Below are 25,622 nucleotides of genomic sequence, written 5' to 3'. Positions count from 1 at the left end.
CGGCACACCGCTGCTTTACACGTCTTTAATACGCCACAAGCAGGCCTGGGTAGCTACGCCCATGACCAGCGCAATCCAGAAGACGGCGTGATAGCTCCAGATTTCCGCGACGACGCCCGCCAGCGAACCGGCGATAATCCAGCCAACGCGCGTGGTATTGGTATAAAGCGTAGTGGCCGCGCCCGCCTGTCCGGGCATCAGATCCTGAAAATAGAGCATGCCGATACCGGCGAGAATGCCGATAAATATGGCGTTCAGCGCCTGCAGGGCCAGCAGCAGTCCGGGGGTATGTACGGTTAGCATGCCAACGTAAAACAGCACGCCGGCCACCGCTGAGATGCGCATCAGGAAGCGCTTGCCGAAGCGTTTGGCATAATAGCCCGCAATCAGCATGGTCGGGATTTCCAGTCCGGCGGCGGTGCCCATCATGACTCCGGCCAGCTTCTCCGATAAATGCAGCTCATTGATGATAAACAGCGGCATATTAATGATGTACAGGCTGTTGATTCCCCACATCAGCGTACAGATGATAAACAGCAGCAGCGCGTCGCGGCGGTTGGTGCGCGGCGTTTCGAGATGTCCCGTAGCGATCTTCGGCTCTTTACGCATGCTGGGAAGAAAAAACCAGACCATTGCGCCGCAGATCACAAAGGCGACCGCCGCGCTGAGATACATCACGGTAAAGCCGAAACCCATCGCCAGCGCGTAGGCCAGCGGCGGCCCGATAACCCATGCCAGAGACACCTGAGCGCGCAGAATCGAGCTGAACATGACCGCCTCGCGGCCCGTTTTGTCCGCATGCTCGCGGGCGAGGGCAAACATCTGCGGGTTCGCGGTGGAGCCGAAGCTGCTGAGGAATACGCCGATAAACAGCAAAATAAAGTAGTTACGGTTCCAGGCGAAGAGCACGCAGGCCAGCACGCCCATCAGGCAGCAGAAGACGATCAGCCGCTTGCGGTCGCCTTTGCGATCCGAACGCCCGGCGAGGAACTGGCTTACCAGAATGCCGATCACCGCGCTGCCGGTAAAAAAGAAGCCGACCATCGCCGGTCGGACGTGAACCTCGTTAGTCAGAAACAGACTCAGCGTCGGCGTCTGGAGTGCCCCGGCGATACCCGTCAGGAAGGCGACGATCAGAAAGGCGGAAGAGGTGAAATCAAACCCGCGTCGTGGCAGGGCGGCGCTACTGTTTTGCATGTCGGCGTTCATCGGTTTTCAGGAGTCGCGGAGTTTACGCCGTCACTCAGAAAATGAACAGTACCAGGGCACGAATAAATCAAAAAGACGTTTCAAAATCAAACTTCAGCAGAAAGCTGAAGTTTTCCCTTCATCCAGCTCCTGCTTCAGCAAAAGTGTGCTGTATCTCTAACTTCTGTTATCAGGAAACGAACTTTTCTTGCCTGGCGGCTAATAAAGGTACAGACTTCTTGAAACGTTTCAGCGTCATCGGGAGATTCTCCAGCAGGTAGATGACGCATTTTTTCTCAAAGTAGCTGAAACGATTCAATTCAGCAGGAGAGGAGAACCATGTTCCAGTTATCTGTGCAGGATATTCATCCCGGTCAGCAGGCCGGTAATAAAGAAGAGGCTATTCGTCAGGTTGCCTCCGCGCTGGTCAGCGCGGGCAACGTGGCAGACGGCTACGTCAACGGGATGCTGGCTCGCGAGCAGCAAACCTCCACTTTCCTTGGCAACGGTATTGCGATTCCGCACGGTACCACCGACACCCGCGACCAGGTGCTGAAAACCGGCGTTCAGGTTTATCAGTTTCCGCAGGGCGTGACCTGGGGCGAAGGGCAAACCGCCTACGTCGCCATCGGTATCGCCGCCAGCTCGGATGAACACCTTGGGCTGCTGCGTCAACTGACCCACGTGCTGAGCGACGACTCCGTTGCTGAACAGCTTAAGTCCGCGACGACCGCCGAAGAGCTGCGCGCCCTGCTGATGGGCGAAAAGCAGAGCGAAGCGCTGAAGCTGGATAATGAGACGCTAACCCTGGACGTTGCGGCCAGCGATCTGCTGACCCTGCAGGCGCTGAACGCCGCGCGGCTGAAAGAAGCCGGCGCCGTCGATGCTTCCTTTGTTAGCCGTACGATTAATGATAAACCGCTGAACCTCGGTCAGGGCATCTGGCTGAACGACAGCACCGAAGGCAACCTGCGCAGCGCCGTTGCCGTCAGCCGCGCGGCCAACGCCTTCACCAGCGATGAGCAGCCGGTTTCTCTGCTGATTACCGTCGCGATGGCCGATGACCAGCCGACGGCGGTGCTTAATCGCCTGAGCAATCTGCTCCTTGATAAAAAAGCTGACCGCTTGCTGAAGGCTGATGGCGCCACGCTGCTGGCTCTTCTGACCAGCGACGATGCGATTGCCGAAGATGTTCTCAGCGCGGAATACGTTATCCGCAACGAGCACGGGCTGCACGCGCGTCCCGGCACGATGCTGGTTAATACCATTAAACAATTCTCCAGCGACATTACCGTCACCAACCTTGATGGTTCGGGCAAGCCGGCAAACGGCCGCAGCCTGATGAAAGTCGTGGCGCTGGGCGTTAAGAAAGGTCACCGCTTGCGCTTTACCGCGCAGGGTGAAGATGCGCAGCAGGCGCTGGATGCGATTGGCGAAGCGATCGCCGCAGGCCTTGGGGAGGGCGCATAAATGAGCAGACGTGTCGCAACGATTACTTTAAACCCGGCCTATGACCTGGTGGGTTTTACCCCGGAAATTGAGCGCGGTGAGGTTAACCTCGTTCGCACCACCGGTTTGCACGCCGCAGGGAAGGGGATCAACGTTGCAAAAGTGCTGAAAGATCTCGGTATTGACGTCACCGTTGGCGGTTTCCTCGGTAAAGACAATCAGGATGGTTTTCAGCAGTTGTTCAGCGAGCTGGGCATCGCAAACCGTTTTCAGGTCGTTCAGGGCCGTACCCGTATCAACGTCAAGCTGACTGAGAAAGATGGCGAAGTTACTGACTTCAACTTCTCCGGCTTTGAAGTGACGCCGGGCGACTGGGAGCGTTTTGTTAATGATTCTCTTAGCTGGCTGGGCCAGTTCGATATGGTCTGCGTAAGCGGTAGCCTGCCGTCCGGCGTTAGCCCGGAAGCGTTCACCGACTGGATGACCCGTCTGCGTAGCCAGTGCCCGTGCATCATTTTTGATAGCAGCCGCGAAGCGCTGGTTGCGGGGCTGAAAGCGGCTCCGTGGCTGGTTAAACCTAACCGTCGCGAGCTGGAAATCTGGGCTGGACGCAAGCTGCCTGAGATGAAAGATGTCATTGAAGCTGCTCATGCGCTGCGTGAGCAGGGCATCGCTCACGTGGTTATCTCCCTGGGCGAAGAAGGCGCCCTGTGGGTTAACGCATCCGGAGAATGGATTGCCAAACCGCCTTCAGTAGAAGTGGTTAGCACCGTTGGCGCCGGCGATTCAATGGTTGGCGGCCTGATTTATGGCCTGCTGATGCGTGAGTCCAGCGAGCATACGCTGCGCCTGGCAACGGCAGTCGCCGCGCTGGCGGTGAGTCAGAGCAATGTCGGTATTACCGATCGTACCCAGTTGGCCGCAATGATGGCGCGCGTCGACTTACAACCCTTTAATTAACAGCAGGAGAGGCATAATGAAAACGCTGCTGATTATTGATGCCGGGCTTGGACAGGCTCGCGCCTATGTGGCGAAGACCCTGTTAAGCACCGCGGCGCAAAAAGCGCAACTCGAACTGATTGATAACCCAAATGACGCTGAGCTGGCGATTGTGCTGGGGACGGCGCTGCCGGCCGACAGCGCGCTGAATGGCAAAAAGGTCTATCTCGGCGATATCAACCGCGCCGTGGCTCACCCGGAGCTGTTCCTCGGGGAAGCCAAAAGCCATGCGACGCCTTACGCCGCTCCGGCCGCTGCTGCGTTGCCGGCTGCGGCTAACGGTCCAAAACGTATTGTGGCGGTCACCGCTTGCCCGACCGGCGTCGCGCACACCTTTATGGCGGCGGAAGCGATTGAAACCGAAGCTAAAAAACGCGGCTGGTGGGTGAAGGTTGAAACGCGCGGCTCCGTAGGCGCGGGGAATGCAATCACCCCGGAAGAGGTTGAACAGGCGGGTCTGGTGGTCGTCGCTGCCGATATCGAAGTGGATCTGGCGAAATTCGCCGGTAAGCCGATGTATCGCACCACCACCGGCCTGGCGCTGAAGAAAACCGCGCAGGAGCTGGATAAAGCCGTGGTTGAAGCGAAACCGTATCAGCCTGCGGGTAAATCCCAGGCCGCGGCGGAAGGCAAAAAAGAGTCCGCGGGCGCCTATCGCCACCTGCTGACCGGCGTGTCATACATGCTGCCGATGGTGGTGGCGGGCGGTCTGTGTATCGCGCTCTCCTTCGCTTTTGGTATTAAAGCTTTTGAAGTGAAAGACACCCTGGCCGCGGCGCTGATGCAAATCGGCGGTGGCTCAGCCTTCGCGCTAATGGTACCGGTCCTGGCGGGCTTTATTGCCTTCTCTATCGCTGACCGTCCTGGCCTGACGCCGGGTCTTATCGGCGGTATGCTGGCGGTGAGCACTGGTTCTGGCTTTATCGGCGGTATTATCGCCGGTTTCCTTGCCGGCTACGTGGCGAAAGCGATCAGTACGAAGCTGAAGCTGCCGCAAAGTATGGAAGCGCTGAAACCGATCCTGATCATTCCGCTGGTTTCCAGCCTGATCGTCGGTCTGGCGATGATTTACCTGATTGGTAAACCCGTTGCCGGGATCCTCGAAGGTCTGACCCACTGGCTGCAAACGATGGGGACGGCGAACGCGGTTCTGCTCGGTGCTATCCTCGGCGGTATGATGTGTACCGATATGGGCGGTCCGGTGAACAAAGCGGCCTACGCGTTTGGTGTTGGCCTGCTGAGTACCCAGACCTATGCGCCGATGGCGGCTATCATGGCGGCGGGTATGGTTCCACCGCTGGCCCTGGGCCTGGCGACGCTGATTGCGCGTAAAAAGTTCGACAAAGCGCAGCAGGAAGGCGGCAAGGCCGCGCTGGTTCTCGGCCTGTGCTTTATCACCGAAGGGGCGATTCCGTTCGCCGCACGTGACCCGATGCGCGTCCTGCCTTGCTGTATCGTTGGCGGCGCGGTGACCGGCGCGATGTCCATGTGGGTTGGCGCGAAGCTGATGGCGCCGCACGGTGGTCTGTTCGTCCTGCTGATCCCTGGTGCGATTACGCCGGTGCTTGGCTACCTGATGGCGATTGTGGTCGGTACGCTGGTCGCAGGTCTCTCCTACGCGGTGCTGAAACGTCCTGAAGTTCAAGCCGCCTGATAGACGTAGCAAACGCTTCTCAAGGGCAGAGTCTTCTCTGCTCTTTTTTTATGCCGCATTCTTCCTCCGCCCTCCCGCCGTATGTGCTCTTCTTCGCATTTTTAAACTGTTTAAAAACCATACTGGCCAAATTTTGTGATTTTGTTCATGTTCATATGAAAATCCTATTTTACCTCTCTTTACTTTAAAATTATTCCGCTTACCATAAACACATGTTCACATTCAAACATGTGTTTAAATGAGGGGCTGTGAATCGTGAGGTGTTTATTTACTGATATTAAATAATTTTACTGCCATAGCGTTTTTTATGCTGGAGGGTATTTTTATGCCTGAAAATGATTACGTTGTGATTATTGGATCGGCAAACATGGATGTGGCTGGTTATTCCAATGTGTCGCTAAACTACGCTGATTCTAATCCTGGGAAAATAAAATATACTCCCGGCGGCGTGGGGCGCAACATTGCGCAAAATATTGCCTTATTGAATAAAACGGCGTGGCTATTATCCGTTGTTGGTGACGATTTTTATGGTCATTCATTATTAAATCAAACGGCCCAGTCCGGGGTTCACGTCGATAAATGTAAGATAATCCCGGGTGAAGGCACATCAAGCTATTTGTCGCTGCTTGATAATACCGGTGAAATGCTGGTGGCGATTAATGATATGAGCATCACTGAGCATATTACGCCGGCCTTTTTAAGGCAGCATCAAGACTTTATCTGCGGCGCCGCGGTGATTGTTGTTGACTGCAATATTAGCGAGTCGGCGCTGGCCTGGCTAATGGAAAATAGCGGCTCGACGCCCATTTTTGTTGACCCGGTTTCTGCCTGGAAATGCGTGAAAATCAGCCAGCACCTGGGGCGTATTCACACCCTGAAACCGAACCGGATTGAGGCTGAAACGCTGAGCGGCATCGCGCTGTCCGGCACTGAAGATGTGGCTCGCGTAGCCGACTGGTTTCACCATCATGGCCTGAAACGCCTGGTGTTGAGCATGGGCGGCGACGGCGTTTACTACAGCGAGAAAGATGGGGAACGCGGCTGGTCCGCGCCGCTGAAAACCCAGGTTGTCAATGTCACCGGCGCCGGTGACGCGATGATGGCCGGTCTGGCCTGCTGCTGGCTCGACGGCTGCTCATTTTCGCAAGCGGTGAAGTTTGCTCAGGGATGCTCTTCTCTGGCGCTTTCATCGGAATTCACCAATAACCCTAAATTATCTTACGCCAACGTAAAAAAGTTAGTGGAGAAAGAATATGTCTGAATTAAATATTTCCTCTGAATTATTACAGATTTCTGCGGAAGTTCAGCAGGCGTTAAAAAATAACCAGCCGATAGTGGCGCTGGAATCGACGATTATTTCTCACGGCATGCCGTTTCCGGAAAATGCGCAAACGGCGCTGGAAGTAGAAGAAACCATTCGTCGCCAGGGGGCGGTGCCGGCAACCATCGCAATTATTCATGGCGTAATGAAAGTTGGCTTAAGCCGTGAAGAAATTGAACTTCTGGGTCGCGAAGGTCATAACGTCGCCAAAGTCAGTCGTCGTGATTTACCCTTTGTTGTCGCCGCAGGATTAAATGGCGCGACCACCGTGGCGTCTACCATGATTATTGCGGCGATGGCCGGAATTAAAGTCTTTGCGACCGGCGGTATTGGCGGGGTACATCGTGGCGCCGAGCACACATTTGATATTTCCGCCGATTTACAGGAGCTCGCTAATACCAACGTTACCGTGGTCTGTGCCGGTGCGAAATCTATTCTCGATCTCGGTTTAACCACCGAGTATTTAGAAACGTTTGGCGTCCCGCTTATTGGTTATCAAACTTCGGCGCTGCCGGCATTCTTCTGCCGAACCAGCCCGTTTGACGTCAGCATTCGCCTCAATAGCGCCAAAGACATCGCCAAAGCGATGGCGGTGAAATGGCAGTCGGGTCTGAATGGCGGCATGGTGGTGGCAAATCCTATTCCTGAAGCGTTCGCGATGCCGGAAGAGAAAATCAATGCCGCCATCAACCAGGCGGTGAAGGAGGCGGAAGAGCAGGGCGTAGTGGGTAAAGCGAGCACGCCGTTCCTGCTGGCGCGCGTCGCGGAACTGACCGGCGGCGATAGCCTGAAATCCAACATTCAGCTGGTCTTCAACAACGCCGTTCTGGCCTGCGAGATTGCCAAAGAGTATCAGCAGATCGCCTGACGACAGTCGCGGGCCGTTTGCGGTTGCCCGCCCCGATATCAACGATACCGAAAGCCTGGCCTGCGCCGGGTTTTCCACCAGGTAAGGATATCATTATGGACATCATGAGAAGTCTTCTGGGGATGGTGGTGTTGCTGGCCATTGCCTTTGCGCTGTCAGTTAATAAAAAACGCATCAGCATCAGAACGGTAGGGGCAGCGCTGCTGCTGCAAATCGTGATTGGCGGGGTGATGCTCTATTTTCCCCCTGGCAAGTGGCTGGTCGAGCAGGCCGCGCTTGGGGTACACAAAGTCATGTCCTATAGCGACGCCGGAAGTGCGTTCATTTTTGGTTCACTGGTCGGCCCGAAGATGGACGTGCTGTTTGACGGCGCCGGCTTTATCTTCGCCTTTCGCGTTCTGCCCGCCATCATTTTTGTTACCGCGTTGATCAGTCTGCTTTACTACCTCGGCGTGATGGGGCTGCTGATCCGAATCCTCGGCGGGATCTTCCAGAAAGCGCTGAATATCAGCAAGATCGAGTCTTTCGTCGCCGTGACCACCATTTTCCTTGGGCAAAACGAGATCCCGGCGATCGTCAAACCGTTTATCAACAAGCTCAACCGCAATGAGCTGTTTACCGCGATTTGCAGCGGGATGGCGTCGATCGCCGGGTCGATGATGATCGGCTATGCCGGTATGGGCGTGCCGATTGATTATCTGCTGGCCGCTTCGCTAATGGCCATCCCCGGTGGGATTCTGTTTGCCCGTATGCTGAGTCCGGCAACTGAAGCATCCCAGGTTACTTTCGACAATCTCTCTTTCACCGAGACGCCGCCGAAAAGCGTGATCGAGGCAGCGGCGTCAGGGGCGATGACCGGCCTGAAAATTGCCGCCGGGGTGGCCACCGTGGTGATGGCATTTGTGGCGATTATCGCGCTGCTGAACGGTATTATCGGCGGCATTGGCGGCTGGTTTGGCTACGGTCACGCGACGCTGGAGGGGATTTTCGGCTTTCTGCTCGCACCGCTGGCGTGGATCATGGGCGTTGACTGGAGCGATGCGACGCTGGCAGGCAGCCTGATTGGCCAAAAGCTGGCGATCAACGAATTCGTTGCCTATCTCAACTTCTCGCCCTACCTGCAAAGCGGCGGAAACCTGGACGTGAAAACCGTTGCGATTATTTCGTTTGCGCTGTGCGGTTTCGCCAACTTTGGCTCGATCGGCGTGGTTGTCGGGGCGTTTTCGGCTATTTCACCGCAGCGCGCGCCGGAAATTGCCCAGCTTGGACTGCGCGCCCTGGCGGCGGCCACGCTCTCTAACCTGATGAGCGCCACCATCGCCGGGTTCTTTATTGGGCTGGCATAATGTGATGCGCGCGCCGCGTCTGCGGTGCGCTGCTATCCGTTGGGAAGTAAATTGAGCGCGTTATCAACGGACAAAGAGGGGTTGTTGATGCTGTCGCTGGCGCGGGTGATGGCGGTGCAGGCCATGGCGAAAGCGGCGCTCTCTTTAAAGTCGCTGCCGTCGAGGTAGCTATAAAGTAGCCCGGCCATCAGCGCATCGTCGGCGCCGAAGCTGTCAATCGTCGTATGGCCCGGCAAACTCATCCGGAAGCGTTCGCCGCCGGCTTCGCTACAGAAAATCGAATCATCTTCCGAGCAAATCACCACCCGCTGGGTGCCTTTTTCGTGTAGCCATGCTAGCGCCCGATCGCGATCGGCCTCGTTTTCAATGGGCTCGCCCCAGAGAATCTGCAGTTCGCGCAGCGTGGGTTTCAGCGTGTGGATCTTTCCCAGCCACGGGCGAATGCGGTGCGCTTTAAACTCTGACACGGTATCAACAAACACCGGAATAGCGTTGGTCAGAGTAAACACCCACTCCAGCGACTGTTCCGTTAAATTACAATCGACCAGAACGACGCCTGCATGCGTCAGTAGATCCCGATACTGATTCAGCAGCTGCGGCGTGAGCGACTGTAAAATATGCGTATCGTTAATCGCCAGCACCGTCTCTTCCTGCGGATTGGCGATGGAGAGGTAGGTGGCGGTATTGTGACCGTGCAGGCGGATACAGCTTTGCACGTTAACCCCGGCCTGTCGGGTCTGCTCCAGCAGCGTTTCGCCATAAAAATCGCTGCCGACGGCGGAAATCAAATGCACATCGCGGCCCAGCAGCGCCAGGTTATGCGCGATATTTCGCGCCACGCCGCCAGCGGAGCACTGGATATTACCCGGATTTGACACCGGTTGAGGATAATGGATATCGGCAATTCCGCGGATATCCATATTCACCGCGCCCAGCGAGACGCAATACTCCTGCTCGGTAAGGATGTAGCCTTTGCCCTTGATGGCCCCCTTACGCGTGAGGTCCATAATATGCGCGGCTACGCGGGAGCGGCTAATCTGCAGAATATCGGCAATCTCATGCTGCTGAATCAGCGGGTTGCGCCGCAAAATTTTGAGGATCTGCTTTTCCCTGTCGTTCATATCAGACCGTAGCCTCTTCCGTTTGCTGAGCCCGCAGCCAGGCGATCTCTTCCGCCCAGATATCAGGATTGATCGTTTCCAGAATCAGCGGGATACCGTCAAAGCGGCTGTCCTGCATAATCCAGCGGAAAGCATCATGGCCGATATTGCCTTCACCCAGGCTGTGGTGACGGTCAACGCGGCTGGCGAACGCGCTTTTCGCATCGTTCAGATGCATACCGCGCAGATACTGAAAACCGACAATCCGTTCGAAATCAGCGAAGGTTTTTTCACACTCTTCGGCGCTGCGCAGATCGTAGCCGGCGGCGAAGGCATGGCAGGTATCAATGCATACGCCGACGCGTGATTTATCTTCTACGCCGTCGATGATGGCCGCCAGATGCTCAAATTTAAAGCCCAGGTTACTGCCCTGGCCGGCGGTGTTTTCAATCACCGCCGTAACGCCATCGGTTTTTGCCAACGCGATATTGATCGATTCGGCGATTCGCGCCAGACATTCGTCTTCCGGGATTTGCTGCAGATGGCTACCCGGATGGAAATTCAGCAGCGTCAGGCCGAGCTGCTGGCAGCGGGAGAGTTCATCAATAAACGCATCGCGGGATTTTTCCAGCGCATCCTCAACCGGATGGCCGAGGTTTATCAGATAGCTGTCGTGCGGCAGAATTTGCCCCGGACCGAAATGGTGCTTTTCGCAGGCGGCTTTAAATTCAGCAATGGTTTCGTCGCTCAGAGGCGCGGCGCGCCACTGGCGCTGGTTTTTGGTAAAGAGGGCAAATGCGGTCGCGCCGATTTCGGCTGCGCGAATGGCGGCGTTGGCTACACCGCCGGAGGCGCTGACGTGCGCTCCAATATATTTCATAAAAAAACTCCAGATAAGCCGCTGGGGGGAGGGTAATGATAGCGGCTTAGCCGGAGAGTTACATCATCCTTAATACAACCTGAGTCGCGAGGGGCTTCAGGCCATCAGGCCATCAGGCTATGAATGGCCAGGTTAATCGCGCCGCCGCCGACAATCAGCCAGGCGAAGAGCATCAGCGCCATCAGCAGCGGTTTGGCGCCGGCTTTTTTCAGCGCGCTGACGTGGGTGGTCAGGCCGAGGGCGGCCATCGCCATCGCCAGCAGTACGGTATCCAGCGTGACCAGCATATCGACAACCGCTTTCGGCAGCAGGTGGAAGGAGTTAAACACCGCCACCAGAATAAACAGGATCGCAAACCACGGAATGGTGATTTTGCTTTTTTCCCCGCCGTTGGCCGGGGCTAGTTGTTTCACGCGCGCGGCGAGGAACAGCAGGAACGGAGCCAGCATCATCACGCGCAGCATTTTTGCAATCACCGCCGCGTTTTCCGCGTCCGGACCCACCGCGTGGCCCGCAGCGACAACCTGAGCAACCTCATGCATCGTCGACCCCATATAAATGCCGTAGGCTTCCGGCGTAAACCAGTGCGCCAGGAAGGGATAAATAGCCGGGTACAGGAAGATGGCAATGGTGCCGAAAATGACCACCGTGGCAACGGCAACCGTCACTTTGCTGGCTTCCGCTTTGACGACCGGTTCGGTCGCCAGCACCGCTGCGGCGCCGCAGATGCTGCTGCCGGCGCCAATCAGCCAACTGGTATGTTTATCCAGGCCGAAAACCTTTTGCCCAAGAAAGCAGGCGATAAAAAAGGTGCTGGAAAGTGTCAGCGCGTCAATGACGATACCGCCTATCCCGACGTCGGCAATCTGGGCGAACGTCAGGCGAAAGCCGTATAAAATGATGCCGAGACGCAGCAGGTGCTGCTTGGCAAAGATCACGCCGCCGTCGCAGGGCTGCCAGATTTTCGGGTAAACCGTGTTACCGATGACCATGCCGAATAAGATAGCCAGCGTGAGGGCGCTGAAGCCCGCGCCGGCGATAGCCGGATAACTACCGGCCCACAGCGCTGCGCCGGTGAGAACGGCGGTCAGCGCCAGTCCAGGTGCAAAGTGCCGCAATGGGCGATGTTTAGTCGGTAAAGTGAGTGCTGTCATAACCTTCTCCTTTGTCTGGGAAAAGCATACGACCCGCTGGTTTAAATATAAAATTGATTATATATTTATAATTAATCGAAATAAGTGGTAAATGCGCGATTTCGCGGTTTGAGATCGATGGACCTCAGCCTCACGCCGCGGATCGCGAGTTGTATATAAAGGCAGGAAAAATCATGCATATCACGCTAAGGCAGCTGGAAGTTTTTGCTGAAGTATTAAAAAGCGGTTCGACGACGCAGGCATCGCAAATGCTGGCGCTTTCCCAATCGGCGGTTAGCGCGGCGCTGACCGATCTCGAAGGGCAGCTGGGCGTGCAGCTATTTGACCGCGTAGGGAAAAGGCTGGTGGTCAACGAGCACGGCAGGCTGCTTTATCCGCGGGCGCTGGCGCTGCTGGAGCGGGCGCTGGAGATAGAACAGCTGTTTCGCGGCGACAACGGCGCGATCCGCGTCTACGCCAGCAGCACCATCGGCAACTATATTCTGCCGGAAATTATTGCGCGCTATCGACGCGATCTGCCGGATTTACCGCTGGAGCTGAGCGTAGGCAATAGCCAGGACGTGATCAATGCGGTGGCCGATCTGCGCGTGGATATCGGGCTGATTGAAGGTCCCTGTCACGCCGCGGATATTATTGCCGAACCCTGGCTGGAAGATGAACTGGTTGTCTTTGCCGCGCCGGATTCGCCGCTCCTCGAAGGGGAGGTGACGCTGCAACGGCTGGCGGAAGCGCCGTGGATTTTACGCGAGCATGGCTCTGGGACCCGGGAAATCGTCGACTATTTATTACTCTCGCATTTACCGGCGTTTCATCTGGGGATGGAGCTGGGCAACTCGGAAGCCATCAAGCACGCTGTGCGCCATGGCTTAGGCATTAGCTGCCTGTCGCGACGCGTGGTGGCGGAGCAGCTTGAAGTGGGGTCTTTGGTAGAGCTGACGATCCCGCTGCCGCGTTTAACCCGCACCTTGTGGCGCATTCATCACCGGCAGAAACATATTTCCAAGGCATTACAGCGATTTCTGCATTATTGCGACGTGTAAAAGTGACACAATGCGCGCTGGCGTTTCCGGGATTTCATGCTTTACTAATAATCCATGCTCGATCATGAAGCTCTCTTATAACTTTGCAATTGTATCGGATGGATCACAGACACTCTGCTACAATCTCGCCTCGTTTTTTGGATGGATAGCATTTTCACATGGTTTCGGATACTAAAACCACAGAAGCGCCCGGTTTACGTCGTGAACTGAAGGCGCGCCACTTGACCATGATCGCGATTGGCGGTTCCATAGGTACAGGTCTTTTTGTTGCCTCTGGCGCAACGATTTCTCAGGCGGGCCCTGGCGGGGCGCTGCTCTCTTATATTCTCATCGGCCTGATGGTTTATTTCCTGATGACCAGCCTCGGCGAGCTGGCGGCGTTTATGCCGGTGTCCGGCTCTTTTGCGACCTACGGGCAAAATTACGTTGAGGAAGGCTTTGGTTTTGCCCTGGGCTGGAACTACTGGTACAACTGGGCGGTAACCATCGCCGTTGACCTCGTTGCCGCTCAGCTGGTGATGACCTACTGGTTCCCCGATGCGCCCGGCTGGGTCTGGAGCGCGCTGTTCCTCGGTATCATGTTCCTGCTGAACTGGATCTCGGTAAAAGGCTTTGGTGAAGCGGAATACTGGTTTTCGCTGATCAAAGTCGCCACCGTCATCATCTTTATTATTGTCGGCGTGATGATGATCTTTGGCATCTTCAACGGCGCACAGCCTGCGGGCTGGAGCAACTGGGTCGTCGACGATGCGCCGTTTGCCGGTGGCTTTGCGGCGATGATTGGCGTAGCGATGATTGTCGGCTTTTCGTTCCAGGGAACCGAGCTTATCGGCATCGCGGCCGGCGAGTCGGAAAACCCGGAGAAGAATATTCCGCGCGCCGTACGGCAGGTGTTCTGGCGTATCCTGTTGTTCTATGTGTTCGCGATTCTGATTATCAGCCTGATCATTCCGTATACCGATCCGAGCCTGCTGCGTAACGACGTTAAAGATATTTCCGTTAGCCCGTTCACGCTGGTCTTCCAGCACGCGGGGCTGCTGTCGGCAGCGGCGATTATGAACGCGGTTATCCTGACGGCGGTACTGTCGGCGGGTAACTCCGGGATGTACGCGTCCACCCGCATGCTCTACACTCTGGCCTGCGATGGCAAAGCGCCGCGTATTTTCTCTAAGCTGTCCAAAGGCGGCGTACCGCGTAATGCGCTGTATGCCACCACGGTGATTGCAGGGCTGTGCTTCCTGAGCTCGATGTTCGGTAATCAGACCGTTTACCTGTGGCTGCTGAATACCTCCGGCATGACCGGTTTTATCGCCTGGCTGGGGATTGCTATCAGCCACTATCGCTTCCGTCGCGGCTACGTGCTGCAGGGGAACGATCTCAACGACCTGCCGTATCGTTCAGGCTTCTTCCCACTGGGGCCGATCTTCGCTTTCGTGCTGTGCCTGATCATTACCCTGGGCCAGAACTACGAAGCGTTCCTCAAAGATACCATCGACTGGGGCGGCGTGGCGGCAACCTATATCGGTATTCCGCTGTTCCTGGTGATCTGGTTCGGTTACAAGCTGGCGAAAGGGACGCGTTTTGTACGCTACAGCGAAATGAAGTTCCCGGAGCGCTTTAAAGGCTAAACCGCGCTCGCATAGTCAGATAAAACCCTCTCATGAAGAGGGTTTTTTTATGTCCCCAGCCCTTACAAATTGACACATTTCTCCATAATTTTATTGATAACTGTAATCATTATCTTTATCATTTCCGCCAAATTCAGGATGAAGCCAATCCCCGTATCTTGCAGAGGGTCAGACTGACAAGGGGCGACCAGCCACATCTACTGTAAAAAATTGCGCGCATACGCCGTTAGAGCGCTATGCCGACAGTACCTGTGAGCAGGACCTTTTTGTTTGTTTTGTTGTACACCTCATGGAGATATGGAATGTTCAGGCTAAACCCTTTTGTCCGGGCCGGATTATGCGCGTCCGTCGTATCCCTGGCGTTTCCGGCGCTCGCCGACGTCAATGAAGAAACGCTGGTCGTCACCGCTGCGGCAACTGAACAGAGCGTCAAAGATGCGCCCGCCAGTATTAGCGTTATCACCCAGCAGGATTTGCAGCGTAGACCGGTACAAAACCTGAAGGATGTCCTGCGGGAAGTGCCGGGCGTGCAGCTCACCAACGAAGGGGATAACCGCAAAGGGGTGAGCATTCGCGGCCTCAGCAGCGGCTATACGCTGATCCTCGTTGACGGCAAACGCGTTAACTCGCGCAACGCCGTTTTCCGCCACAACGATTTTGATCTCAACTGGATCCCGGTTGATGCCATCGAACGTATCGAAGTCGTGCGCGGGCCGATGTCCTCACTCTATGGTTCCGACGCCCTCGGCGGCGTGGTGAATATCATCACCAAAAAAGTCGGCCAGCAGTGGACCGGCACCCTCAGCGCGGACACCACTCTTCAGGAACACCGCGATCGCGGCGATACGTACAACGGTCAGTTCTTTACCAGCGGCCCGCTGATTGACGGCGTGCTGGGGATGAAAGCCTACGGCAGCCTGGCGAAGCGCGCCAAGGACGATCAGCAGGCTTCCAGCAACGCAGCGGGCGAAACGCCGCGTATTGAAGGCTTCACCAGCCGCGACGGCAACGTCGAATTCGCCTGGACGCCAACCGATAATCAGGACATGACCGCAGGCTACGGGTTTGATCGCCAGGATCGGGATTCCGACTCTCTTGACCGCAACCGCCTCGAGCGCCAGAACTACTCCCTGAGCCACAACGGCCGCTGGGATGTCGGCAATAGCGAGCTGAAATTCTACGGCGAGAAAGTGGATAATAAAAATCCGGGTCAGGCCGGGACCATCACTTCTGAGAGTAACTCGGTTGACGGCAAATACGTTCTGCCGTTGGGAATGATTAACCAGCTGCTGACCTTCGGCGGCGAATGGCGTCACGATAAGCTGAAAGACCCGGTCAATCTGAGCAGCGGCAGCCAATCCACCTCCGCCAGCCAGTACGCGCTGTTCCTCGAAGATGAATGGCGGATCATCGAACCTCTGGCCTTGACCACCGGCATTCGTATGGACGATCACCAGACCTATGGCGATCACTGGAGCCCGCGCGCTTATCTGGTGTATAACGCCACCGATACCGTGACCGTGAAGGGCGGCTGGGCGACGGCATTTAAAGCGCCATCCCTGCTGCAGCTGAACCCGGACTGGACCACCAACTCCTGCCGCGGCTCGTGCAGCATTATCGGTAACCCGGATCTGAAACCGGAAACCAGCGAAAGCTTCGAGCTGGGCCTGTACTATCGCGGCGAAGAGGGCTGGTTTGACGGCGTGGAAGGAAGCGTCACCACCTTCCAGAATAACGTTGACGATATGATCGATATCCTGCGTACCTCCAGCGCCAGCGAAGCGCCGGGCTACCCGAACTTTGTCGGCTGGAAAACGGTGAACGGTAAACGCGTGCCGATCTTCCGCTACTTCAACGTCAATAAGGCGCGTATCAAAGGGGTAGAAACGGAATTGAAGGTGCCGTTCGGCGACGAATGGAAGCTGACGGTTAACTACACCTATAACGATGGCCGCGACCTGAGCAACGGCGGCGATAAACCGCTGCAAACGCTGCCGTTCCATACCGCTAACGGTACTCTCGACTGGAAACCTCTGGACGACTGGTCCTTCTACGTCACCGCCAACTATACCGGCGAACAGCGTTCGGTCAGCGCGACGGGCAAAACGCCCGGCGGCTACACCATGTTTGATATCGGCGCGGCCTGGAACGTCACCAAAAACGTCAAGCTGCGCTCCGGGGTACTCAACGTTGGCGATAAGGATCTGAGCCGCGACGACTATAGCTATACAGAAGAAGGCCGCCGCTACTTTATGGCCGTCGATTACCGCTTCTAACTGGGCGATAAAAGAGGGCTGGCGGGGAAACCTGCAAGCCCTCGCAAAAGGCGCTCAGGGTGAAGCCAGACGGAAAAGCGGTGGGCGAACCCACCGCTCCAGGTGGCTACTTACCGGGGCGAATAATGGCACGAATACTGCCGCAAGTATTTCTAATATACCCTAAAGTTATTTTGTGCGCTGAGATTGGTGATCTTGCCGCTGACCACCACTGCGTTAGGCACGGTGACCACATAGTTTTCTCGGGTGATAATTTTGGTGGCGAGCATGCCTATTTCGCTGACTTTGCCTTCATTATCTGCCACGCGAATGACATCCCCTCTGCGCAGCGCGCGGGAATAAATAAGCACCAGACCGCTCATGGCATGGTTCATTACCCCCGCCGATCCCAGCGTTAACATCAGGCCAAAGAAGACGCTGATACCCTTAAAAGCCAGTGAATTTGCCCCCGGTAAAAACGGGTAAGCCGCAGACAGCGCAAATAACCACACCATCACCGAAATCAATTTGCGGGTCGCGCCAACCGTTTCGGGATGCAGGCCTGGAAACTGCAAGCGCCCCGCCTCGACCTGATTAAGGACCATCTTAAGAAGCTTAAGAATGAAGGCGGTGATGAGGAAAATAATCAACACAATCAGCAAGCCGGGCAGCGATGACGCGATGGAGAAGGCAATCTGACGAATGACGCGCAGAGACCAGTCACCCAACGATGTTGCCCAGACGCGAGTCCAGGGGAACATGCCAAACGCCCAGCTCAGCCATGTGTAAAAGGCAAAAATAGCGAGAATAATCATCAGCAGAGCGAACAGTCGGGCCTCCACAATGCCGATATATCGACGCCAGCTTTGCGGGATTTTGCTGCGCTGTTCCACCACACGCCGACGGAAATAGCGGCTGACCCAGCGGTACGCGCGCCATGCGCCGTAGAAAAAGCCGACTAAAACCAGCAATCCCGCCAGCGTTTTAATTCCGGAAAGCACCAGCCAGCCGGTATCGTACTGCTCGCGAAGCGCTGCGTTTCCATGCGGGCCAGTACGCGCTGCGCGGCCTGATCCAGAGTCAGATCGTCGCCCTCGTCCAGATCGGCCTGGGTCAGCAACATAACCGGTTTGCCATTCATCACGATAAGTCGGCCCTGCTGGTGATAGCGCATCACTGGAATGATTTTTAGCGGCTCACTGACATCCGCCTTTGTGAAGCCGGGTAAGGTATTTCGAATACGTAAAACCCGCTCTTCCGGCGTGGTGAGACCAAATTTGCCTGCAGCATTACCATCGGTTGATGGAATATATAAACCGTACGGGCTCGCTCTGCGTCGGTGGGTTCCTGGCGGGGTTCTGCGGCAAGAGAATAAAACGAGATAATCGATAACATCGCCAGGATAATTGCGAGCACAAGTTTATTCATACCCACCACCGAGTAATGTGAAATTATCATTATTATTCAGGCAACCAGCCGAGCGGCAGATTCTGTATTTTCTGAGCATAGACCAGCGATTCACATCTGCAATTTCTTCACGTGAGCGTGGCCGCCATTGCTCAACGTCCCGCCTGACGCTATCCGGTGCCCTCGCTGAAAAAAACGCATGATATCGCCAAATAATGCATTAGTAATAGTTTCAGAAATTTATAAATAAACAATTATAAAGATTACATTTTTGCAGTTTTGACTATTCTTAAATGGGTTCCCTTTTTGATGTCAGAGCACACCCACAATTACCACTCTGGAAGCCATTTTTACCTCTGATTATTCGTCCTACTCATTCAGGAAAGTTTTATGAAAGTTAAAGTCATCACTACCGCGGTTTTGCTGGCGCTCATGTGGACTCAGCCCGCATCAGCCGCCGAAGCGCCTCTGTCACCCCTCATGAAACAACTGAATAACGGTAACTGGCTTCCTCAGGAAGAGGCTCAGTCGCTCAGCGATGAACTTTACTATCAGGATGCAATCCAGGCCTATATTCAGACGTTGCCGTTGCTCAACACCATTGGACTACGCGACGGTTCAGAGGCGGCATTTGGCAAAGGCTATAACGTCCTGCCTATCTGGAAAGAGCGGATGGACAGCCGCGCCGTGGTACCCACGCCGAACGGCGACGTTATCTATTCAATGAGCTATCTGGATCTGAAAGAGACCGGCCCGCTGGTCATCAAAGCGCCGCCGAACGTGATCGGCATGTTTACCGACTTCTTCCAGAAAACCATTACCGATGTGGGCGCTATTGGGCCGGATCGCGCCCGCGGCGGCCTGTACCTGCTGTTACCGCCGGACTACGAAGGACCGGTGCCTCAGGGGTACTACGCGTTTAAATCATCGACCTACAATGTTTTCCTGTTCTTCAGAACCATTATGGGTAAAGGCGACGGTAAGCCAGACCCGGTTCCGGCGGTGAAAAACGCGGAAACCACACGCGTGTATCCGCTGTGGGATGTCGAAAAAGAAGTCAAACCGATGCAGTTCCCGGACGCCAGCGGCAAGCGCGTCAATATGATGTACCCGACCGACGCCAGCTACTGGCAGAAACTGAAAACCTTCGTGGACTATGAGCCGTTGACGGCAATCCCGGAAGAAACACGCAGCGCGTTACTGAGCATTGGGATGGTGAAAGGCAAACCGTTCAACCCGACTGCGAAACAGCAAGAGATGCTGAAAAAAGCCGTCGAGACCGCGCCGCGGATGATCCTTGCGCGTCGCCAGGTGGGCCGGGACGATCAACGCCAGTTGTATTACAAGGACCGCCAGTGGGAAAACTCATGGGCGGGAGCAACAGCGGAGTGGATGCAGTACGGCACGCTTGATGCCAATCAGCGCGCGGCATTTTTCCAGATTGCCTATTCCAGCGCCGCGGCAATGGTGATGCACACCACGGGGGCGGGGTCTAAATATCCGTATGCGGTCAAGGACAATACAGGCAAGTTCCTTGACGGAACCAACACTTACAAGCTCCATTTGCCACCAAACCCGCCAGCCGCGCTGTTCTGGGCGGTCACCGCTTATAACATCACCGACGGTACCATGCCGGAAACTGACCAATTACTGCCATCGACTAATGGCTATTACAACATACCCAAAAATAAAGATGGTTCGATTGACCTCTGGTTTGGGCCGAATAAACCAGAAGGCGTCGCCGACAGCGCGTTTATTAAAACCGTTTCTGGCCGTAATTTCCTCGTGGCATTACGACTTTATGGTACCGAAGACGGTTTCTATGACCAAACCTGGGTGCCGGACGATCTGGTTCAAACCAATAAATAACAGTGAGACATAAGATGAAAATAAAACACCTGGCGATGTTGACTGCTCTGATGTTAAGCGCCGGAGCTTTTGCCCAGAACGCGCCGTTGACGATCCCGCATCCGACCAAATTTGATGAGCTGAAACAACCGTCACCGGACGTCACGATGCCGGAGAGCTATGTGAAGGCCATTGCACAGCAGCCCTACCTTTGGGGCTGGCCAATGGTGAACCAGTTCAACCGCCGTGAAACAATCACCAAAGTACCATACCCGGCACTTAACGGTGGGATGGTTCCGGTCGCGCCGATGGGCCAGCTCAGCATGCTCACCGACTACATCAAACCGGAAGAGACCTTTGTTACCTGCCCGAACCAGGACGTGGCCTACGGCCTTGGCTTCTTTGAACTGGATAAAGAGCCAGTCGTTATCCAGGTGCCTGATTTTGGCGACCGATTCTGGGTTTATGCCATCTATGATGCCCGTACCGATCAGATTGGCAATGTGGGTAAACCCTATGGAACGAAGCCCGGTTTCTATTTGCTCGTGGGTCCCAACTGGAAAGGCGAAACGCCAAAAGGCTTTAACGGCGTAATTCAGTCTTCGACAGAAATGGCGAACGTCATTCCCCGTATTCAGATGGATGATACGCCGGAAGATCGCAAGGCGATTCAGGCTCCCATCAAAGAAGTGATGACTTATCCGTTGAGTCAGTTTGATGGCAAGATGAAATCCTATGAATATTCCAAAATTCCGGCAATCGGCGATAAACCGGATGCCAGCGCCGGAGAAACGCCTTGGGTCGTTCCGGAAAAATTCTTTGACCAGTTCGCTAACGTGCTGGAAAAAGTACCGCCGCTGCCGGGTGAAGAGGCCCTGTATGCTCAATTCCACCATCTGGTAGAAGCAGGCAAGAAAAACCCGGAAATCCGTAAATGGATGGATGCAGCCGCAGTCGAGACGGACAAAACCGTCATCGCGGATTTCTTTAAATGGAAGAACAACGGTGTGCCTGCGGGCAACGGCTGGAACCGTTCAAAAAATAATGCCGAGTTTGGTGTGGATTACTACAACCGTACCGGTACGTCCAAATCCAATATGTTCGACAACAAGCCGGACGAAACGCAGTATTTCTACACCGACAATGATGCCACAGGTAAGCAGCTTTCCGGTGAGCATGATTACACAGTAACCTTCCCTAAAGGCGGTCTTCCGCCGGTGAAGGGCTTCTGGTCACTTACGCTCTACAACGGCAAGCATCTGTTCAGCCCAAATGAACTGAACCGTTATTCGCTGGGGACGAAAAATAAAAACCTGAAGTATAACGAAGACGGTTCACTGACGCTCTACGTAAGCAAAAAGCGCCCTGCAGAGGATAAAGTGAATAACTGGCTACCGGCACCTGATGGCAACCTGTCACTCTATATCCGAGCATATTGGGGGGAACAACCAATTCTGGATGGTACCTGGCAGCCGCCAAAAATTGAAACGGTTAAATAAGCCGCCAGTAGCCCTCTGTTTATGACAGGGGGCTTTTTCCGCTTTTCGCTCATAGCAGACATTTACGTGAGCATATCCACCGACGTACAGGTTTCCTGATAGCATCCCTGTACAGACCTTGTTAATTTCTGCCTGGATAGCTCTTTAGGCGGTATTCAACCGGGCTTAGTACGTTAAATTTAAGGCTAATTCGTCGGGTATTGTAGTATCTTATGTAATCTTCAATAGCTATCTTAAGTTCATCAATATCCTTAAATTTTTTGGTGTAAAAACATTCTGATTTTAAAGTCCCGAAAAAACATTCTGCACAGGCATTATCGAGGCAGTTGCCTTTGCGGGACATACTTTGGATGATGCCAAACGCTTGTAACTGATACTGGTACCATCGATGACGGTATTGCCAGCCCTGATCTGAATGAAGAACCGGATTGATACCCGCATCAAGTCTGGCAAATGCCTTCATGAGCATGTCATCGATCATCGGCATGGTTGGACGTTCTGAAATACTGTAGGAGATCACTTCGTTATTGAAGAGATTAATAATGGGTGAAAGGTAGAGTTTGCGGCCACTGACGGCGAATTCAGTGACATCGGTGACCCATTTTTCATTGGGCCGTCTGGCTTTGAAATTTCGTTGCAGGATATTGTCAGCAGCGCGCCCATGTTCACCCCGCCATGAACTGTAGCGCTTAACTCTTATCGCAGCTTTGAGACGAAGCATATTCATCAGATGTTGAATCACTTTGTGGTTCAACGCTCCTCCCTCCCTTCTGAGCGCCAGTGCTATCTGCCGATAACCATAGCGACCCTGGTTCTCATCATAGATCTCTTTGATTCTGCATTTTACTTCATCGTATTTTCACGGAGCGCGGAGTGCTTTCAGATGATAGTAAAACGTACTCCTGGGTATTTGAGCTATCTGCAAAAGCTGATCGAACGAATAGTGCTGCCTCAGTTCGTCGATAATTCTGACCTTATCCCTTACCGAACTAAGGCTTTCAACTTTTTTAGATAAAGTACCCGTAACTCAAGACGCCGTACTTTCTGTTCAAACTCCTGAATACGTTTATCTATAGAACGTTCCAGTGCTACCTCAAACGCAACGGGATCATCAATCATATGAAGTGCCCTCTTTTTGCCTACACGAAGAGAACGAAGACCTTCCTCTCCATGTTCGCTGAACACTTTCATCCACTTCCCAAAAGAGGCTGCACCAGCGACGTTAAATTTCGTAGCAGCCTGCGTCTGGGAAATTTGCCCCGTAAACACAGCCTTCACGGCCTCAATTCTGATTTCGGGATCAATTGATACGCCCTTATCTCTGGGCTTAAGACCTTCTTCTCCATAAGCATCATAGGCTGCAACCCATAATCTTACCTGGGTTCTTGGAACATTTAAGCGAGTTGATGTTAAGCGATAGCCCTCATCAGTAGCTAAATAGTGCATAACCACTTCGAGGCGCTGTTCAAAGGAGTACTTACGTCTGGACATGGGACTTGGACTGACCCCACAACAGTAGACATTTCCTGTCCTCACGACGAGGCCTGTTCAAAGGCCTCCGGACTGACGCCGCCGAGGTGGCTGTGACGCCGGGTCCGGTTGTAGAACACTTCAATGTAATCGAAGATATCCGCCCGGGCCAGATCCCTGGTTTTATATATGCGTTTTCTGATCCGTTCTTTTTTCAGCGAACTGAAGAACGATTCGGCCACCGCATTATCCCAGCAGTTGCCACGCCTGCTCATGCTCGGCGCCAGGTTATTGGCCCGGCAGAAGCGCTGCCAGTCGTCACTACCGTACTGGCTGCCCTGATCGCTATGTACGATAACCTCGCCGTCCGGTTTTCGACGCCACACGGCCATCATCAGCGCGTCGAGCGCCAGTTCGCGTGAGAGAGTGGGTTTCATCGACCAACCGACCACATTACGGGCGAAGAGATCGATAACCACCGCCAGATACAGCCAGCCCTGCCAGGTGCGGATATAAGTAATATCGGTGACCCAGACCTGATTGGCCCGGACAACGGTAAACTGCCGCTGCACACGATTAGGCGCAACCACTGAAGGTCGGCCAGCGATACGACGCGGAGCTTTATAGCCGCGCACGGCTTTAATCCGGTTCAGTTGCATAATGCGGCCCACCCGGTTTTTACCGCAGATTTCCCCGATTTCGTTCAGGTCGCCATGAACCCGGCGGTAACCGTATACGCCTCCGCTCAGTGAATAGGAGTCACGGATAAGCGTCAGCAGACGCTGGTTATCTTTATCCCGCGCGGAGACCGGGTTATGCAGCCACGCATAAAACCCGGCCCGGGCAACGCACAACACCCGACACATCGTCATGACACCCCATACAGAGCGGTGCTCATTGATAAAGCGGTACTTCAGTCGGGCTCCCTTGCAAAGTACCGCGCGGCCTTTTTCAGTATGTCCCGTTCTTCCTCAGTGCGCTTCAGTTGGGCCCTGAGCTTCAGGATCTCGCTTTTCGCTTCCAGTAAATCACGGGCATGCTGCTCGCTGTTATCGGGTTTAATAGCCCGTAACCACTTATAGAGACTGTGTGCTGAAACGCCCAGCCGGTCAGAAACTTCGGCGACGGAATAACCGCGTTCCGTTATCTGACGGACGGCTTCTTCCTTAAATTCAGGTGTAAATCGTGGTGTGCCCATACGCTCCTCCTATGCTCAAACTATAGGGCAGGATCGTCTACCGGGGCGGGGTCAGTCCAACTATAGGGCAGGATCGTCTACCGGGGCGGGGTCAGTCCAACTCTCCAATTTGAGAGTCCAACTAAATGGGTGCAGTGCATGGGTGATTACATTACCTTCGGGGCTTTCTTATTTCTGCCTCAGCACAACGGTAAAACTCAATCCTGCCCTGAGACGAAAGCCTCAAGCGCCGCCAAAAATCATACCCCCGATGACGGAAAATACACTACCTCTCTGTATATACTCGTTTTTATGACTATTTGATAGTGAGGTATTTTGCGTATCAATGCGCCTGGAAGGAGCTTCACGACGCATTGAGATGATCAGGCGAAGAGGTACCGGGCGTGGAAGCGCAGGTGGTCCTCAATAAATGAGGCGATAAAGTAGTAGCTGTGATCGTAACCGGGCTGAATGCGCAGGGTTAACGGCCAGCTTTTCAGCCGCGCGGTTTCCGCCAGTACTGCCGGCTGCAGCTGCTCGGCAAGAAATGCATCGCTGTCACCCTGATCAATCAGGGTTGGAATCGCGTCAGATTCGCTGCTGGCCTGCATTAACGCGCAGCTGTCCCAGGCCTGCCAGGCCGCTTCATCCGCTCCCAGATAGGCGGTAACGGCTTTTTTGCCCCAGGGAACCTGGGTCGGGTTAACGATAGGCGCGAACGCGGAAACGCTGACGAAGCGGCCCGGATTCTTCAGCGCCATCACCAGCGCGCCGTGGCCGCCCATGGAGTGTCCGCTGATGGCGCAGCGATCGCTGAGAGTGAACTCGCGGGCAATCAGCTGCGGCAGCTCGTCGCGAAGGTAATCGAACATGCGGAAATGCGCTGACCACGGCGCCTGGGTGGCATTGAGGTAAAAGCCCGCGCCTTTACCCAGATCGTAAGCGCTATCGTCGGCAACATTATCACCGCGCGGGCTGGTGTCCGGCATCACCAGCGCAATGCCCAGTTCGGCGGCGACGCGCTGAGCGCCCGCTTTGGTAGTGAAGTTTTCATCATTGCAGGTCAGGCCGGAGAGCCAGTAGAGAACCGGCGGCGGCGCGTCCGCGTTGGCGGGCGGTAAAAAGATGCTGAAGGTCATTGCGCAGTTCAGCGTTGCGGAGTCGTGCCGCCAGCGTTGCTGCCGACCTTCAAAACAGCGGTGCTCTTCGAGCAGTTCCATGCAGGGCTCCTTAAGTGTCTCAGGCGTAATTTTCCATAATACAGATATTTCATGGTCTCGTGAGTAACTTTCACTTCCTCCTTTTCGGAACGTATTGCATCATTAATGCAACTTTTAAC

17 protein-coding genes and 2 pseudogenes are annotated in these 25,622 nt (G+C 54.7%); 11 read left to right on the top strand and 8 right to left on the bottom strand.

Annotated features, from left to right (window positions below; genetic code table 11):
* Nucleotides 1-15 precede the first annotated feature (15 nt).
* On the bottom strand, nucleotides 16-1,197 hold the full coding sequence (setB, locus tag KCG39_RS10160) for a sugar efflux transporter SetB (protein WP_032742168.1): 1,182 nt from the start codon (nucleotides 1,195-1,197) through the stop codon (nucleotides 16-18).
* A 330-nt stretch (nucleotides 1,198-1,527) separates the two neighbouring features.
* On the opposite strand from setB, the gene fruB reads away from it, so the two are divergent.
* From fruB to KCG39_RS10130, 6 genes are all read left to right on the top strand, one after another.
* Nucleotides 1,528-2,658 carry a fused PTS fructose transporter subunit IIA/HPr protein gene (gene fruB, locus KCG39_RS10155; protein ID WP_004870368.1) on the top strand — a complete coding sequence of 377 codons (1,131 nt, stop codon included), beginning with the start codon at nucleotides 1,528-1,530 and terminating at the stop codon, nucleotides 2,656-2,658.
* A complete protein-coding gene (gene fruK, locus KCG39_RS10150) occupies nucleotides 2,659-3,597 on the top strand; it encodes a 1-phosphofructokinase (RefSeq protein WP_004103928.1) in 939 nt (312 codons plus the stop codon).
* Between the two features lie 16 nt (nucleotides 3,598-3,613).
* Nucleotides 3,614-5,290, top strand: a complete 1,677-nt coding sequence (gene fruA, locus KCG39_RS10145) for a PTS fructose transporter subunit IIBC (protein WP_142467995.1) — start codon at nucleotides 3,614-3,616, stop codon at nucleotides 5,288-5,290.
* Nucleotides 5,291-5,615: 325 nt separating this feature from the next.
* A complete protein-coding gene (locus tag KCG39_RS10140) occupies nucleotides 5,616-6,551 on the top strand; it encodes a pseudouridine kinase (protein ID WP_142467994.1) in 936 nt (311 codons plus the stop codon).
* Entirely contained in the window at nucleotides 6,544-7,479 is a 936-nt protein-coding gene (locus KCG39_RS10135) for a pseudouridine-5'-phosphate glycosidase (protein ID WP_004122893.1), read from the top strand. The genes KCG39_RS10140 and KCG39_RS10135 overlap by 8 nt, the downstream gene beginning before the upstream one ends.
* A 95-nt stretch (nucleotides 7,480-7,574) precedes the next feature.
* Nucleotides 7,575-8,825, top strand: coding sequence for a NupC/NupG family nucleoside CNT transporter (locus KCG39_RS10130; protein ID WP_004122892.1), 1,251 nt, complete (start codon nucleotides 7,575-7,577; stop codon nucleotides 8,823-8,825).
* A 32-nt stretch (nucleotides 8,826-8,857) separates the two neighbouring features.
* Here the strand turns inward: KCG39_RS10130 and KCG39_RS10125 are convergent, their stop codons facing one another.
* The 3 genes from KCG39_RS10125 to KCG39_RS10115 all read right to left on the bottom strand — a co-directional run bounded on the left by KCG39_RS10125 (nucleotide 8,858) and on the right by KCG39_RS10115 (nucleotide 11,959).
* Complete coding sequence (locus tag KCG39_RS10125) at nucleotides 8,858-9,946, bottom strand: sugar kinase (protein ID WP_004122891.1); 1,089 nt, start codon at nucleotides 9,944-9,946, stop codon at nucleotides 8,858-8,860.
* Between the two features lies 1 nt (nucleotide 9,947).
* Nucleotides 9,948-10,805: a deoxyribonuclease IV gene (nfo, locus tag KCG39_RS10120; RefSeq protein WP_142467993.1), complete on the bottom strand. Its 858-nt coding sequence runs from the start codon at nucleotides 10,803-10,805 to the stop codon at nucleotides 9,948-9,950.
* A 104-nt stretch (nucleotides 10,806-10,909) separates the two neighbouring features.
* On the bottom strand, nucleotides 10,910-11,959 hold the full coding sequence (locus KCG39_RS10115; RefSeq protein ID WP_004122887.1) for a YeiH family protein: 1,050 nt from the start codon (nucleotides 11,957-11,959) through the stop codon (nucleotides 10,910-10,912).
* Between the two features lie 173 nt (nucleotides 11,960-12,132).
* On the opposite strand from KCG39_RS10115, the gene yieE reads away from it, so the two are divergent.
* From yieE to cirA, 3 genes are all read left to right on the top strand, one after another.
* The gene (gene yieE, locus KCG39_RS10110; protein WP_004122885.1) at nucleotides 12,133-12,999 is read left to right on the top strand and encodes a DNA-binding transcriptional regulator YeiE; all 867 of its coding nucleotides are present in this window, start codon (nucleotides 12,133-12,135) and stop codon (nucleotides 12,997-12,999) included.
* 158 nt (nucleotides 13,000-13,157) lie between these two features.
* Nucleotides 13,158-14,627, top strand: a complete 1,470-nt coding sequence (locus KCG39_RS10105) for an amino acid permease (RefSeq protein ID WP_004122883.1) — start codon at nucleotides 13,158-13,160, stop codon at nucleotides 14,625-14,627.
* Nucleotides 14,628-14,929: 302 nt separating this feature from the next.
* Nucleotides 14,930-16,903, top strand: coding sequence for a catecholate siderophore receptor CirA (gene cirA / locus KCG39_RS10100; RefSeq protein ID WP_004122881.1), 1,974 nt, complete (start codon nucleotides 14,930-14,932; stop codon nucleotides 16,901-16,903).
* Nucleotides 16,904-17,076: 173 nt separating this feature from the next.
* On the opposite strand, the pseudogene KCG39_RS10095 reads toward cirA, so the two are convergent.
* Nucleotides 17,077-18,310, bottom strand: a pseudogene (locus KCG39_RS10095) (mechanosensitive ion channel domain-containing protein); the annotation flags it as partial.
* Nucleotides 18,311-18,679: 369 nt separating this feature from the next.
* Here KCG39_RS10095 and KCG39_RS10080 point away from each other — a divergent pair.
* Entirely contained in the window at nucleotides 18,680-20,158 is a 1,479-nt protein-coding gene (locus KCG39_RS10080; RefSeq protein WP_142467991.1) for a DUF1254 domain-containing protein, read from the top strand.
* Nucleotides 20,159-20,172: 14 nt separating this feature from the next.
* Entirely contained in the window at nucleotides 20,173-21,636 is a 1,464-nt protein-coding gene (locus tag KCG39_RS10075; protein WP_211811596.1) for a DUF1254 domain-containing protein, read from the top strand.
* Between the two features lie 121 nt (nucleotides 21,637-21,757).
* Here KCG39_RS10075 and KCG39_RS10070 read toward each other — a convergent pair.
* The 3 genes and pseudogenes from KCG39_RS10070 to fghA form a co-directional block, all read right to left on the bottom strand.
* Nucleotides 21,758-23,127, bottom strand: a pseudogene (locus KCG39_RS10070) (IS3 family transposase).
* 41 nt (nucleotides 23,128-23,168) lie between these two features.
* Nucleotides 23,169-24,304 (bottom strand): IS3 family transposase gene (locus KCG39_RS10065; protein WP_208431119.1). Its coding sequence is split into 2 segments (ribosomal slippage): nucleotides 23,169-24,058 and nucleotides 24,058-24,304, totalling 1,137 coding nucleotides; the frame shifts between segments, so codons are not numbered across the junction.
* A gap of 362 nt (nucleotides 24,305-24,666) precedes the next feature.
* The gene (gene fghA / locus KCG39_RS10060; protein ID WP_211811595.1) at nucleotides 24,667-25,503 is read right to left on the bottom strand and encodes an S-formylglutathione hydrolase; all 837 of its coding nucleotides are present in this window, start codon (nucleotides 25,501-25,503) and stop codon (nucleotides 24,667-24,669) included.
* Nucleotides 25,504-25,622 lie beyond the last annotated feature (119 nt).

The organism is Klebsiella pasteurii, from assembly GCF_018139045.1.
GTDB lineage: Bacteria > Pseudomonadota > Gammaproteobacteria > Enterobacterales > Enterobacteriaceae > Klebsiella > Klebsiella grimontii.
Note: the sequence above shows the minus strand (reverse complement) of the source record. Positions and strands in the feature narration are given on the sequence as shown.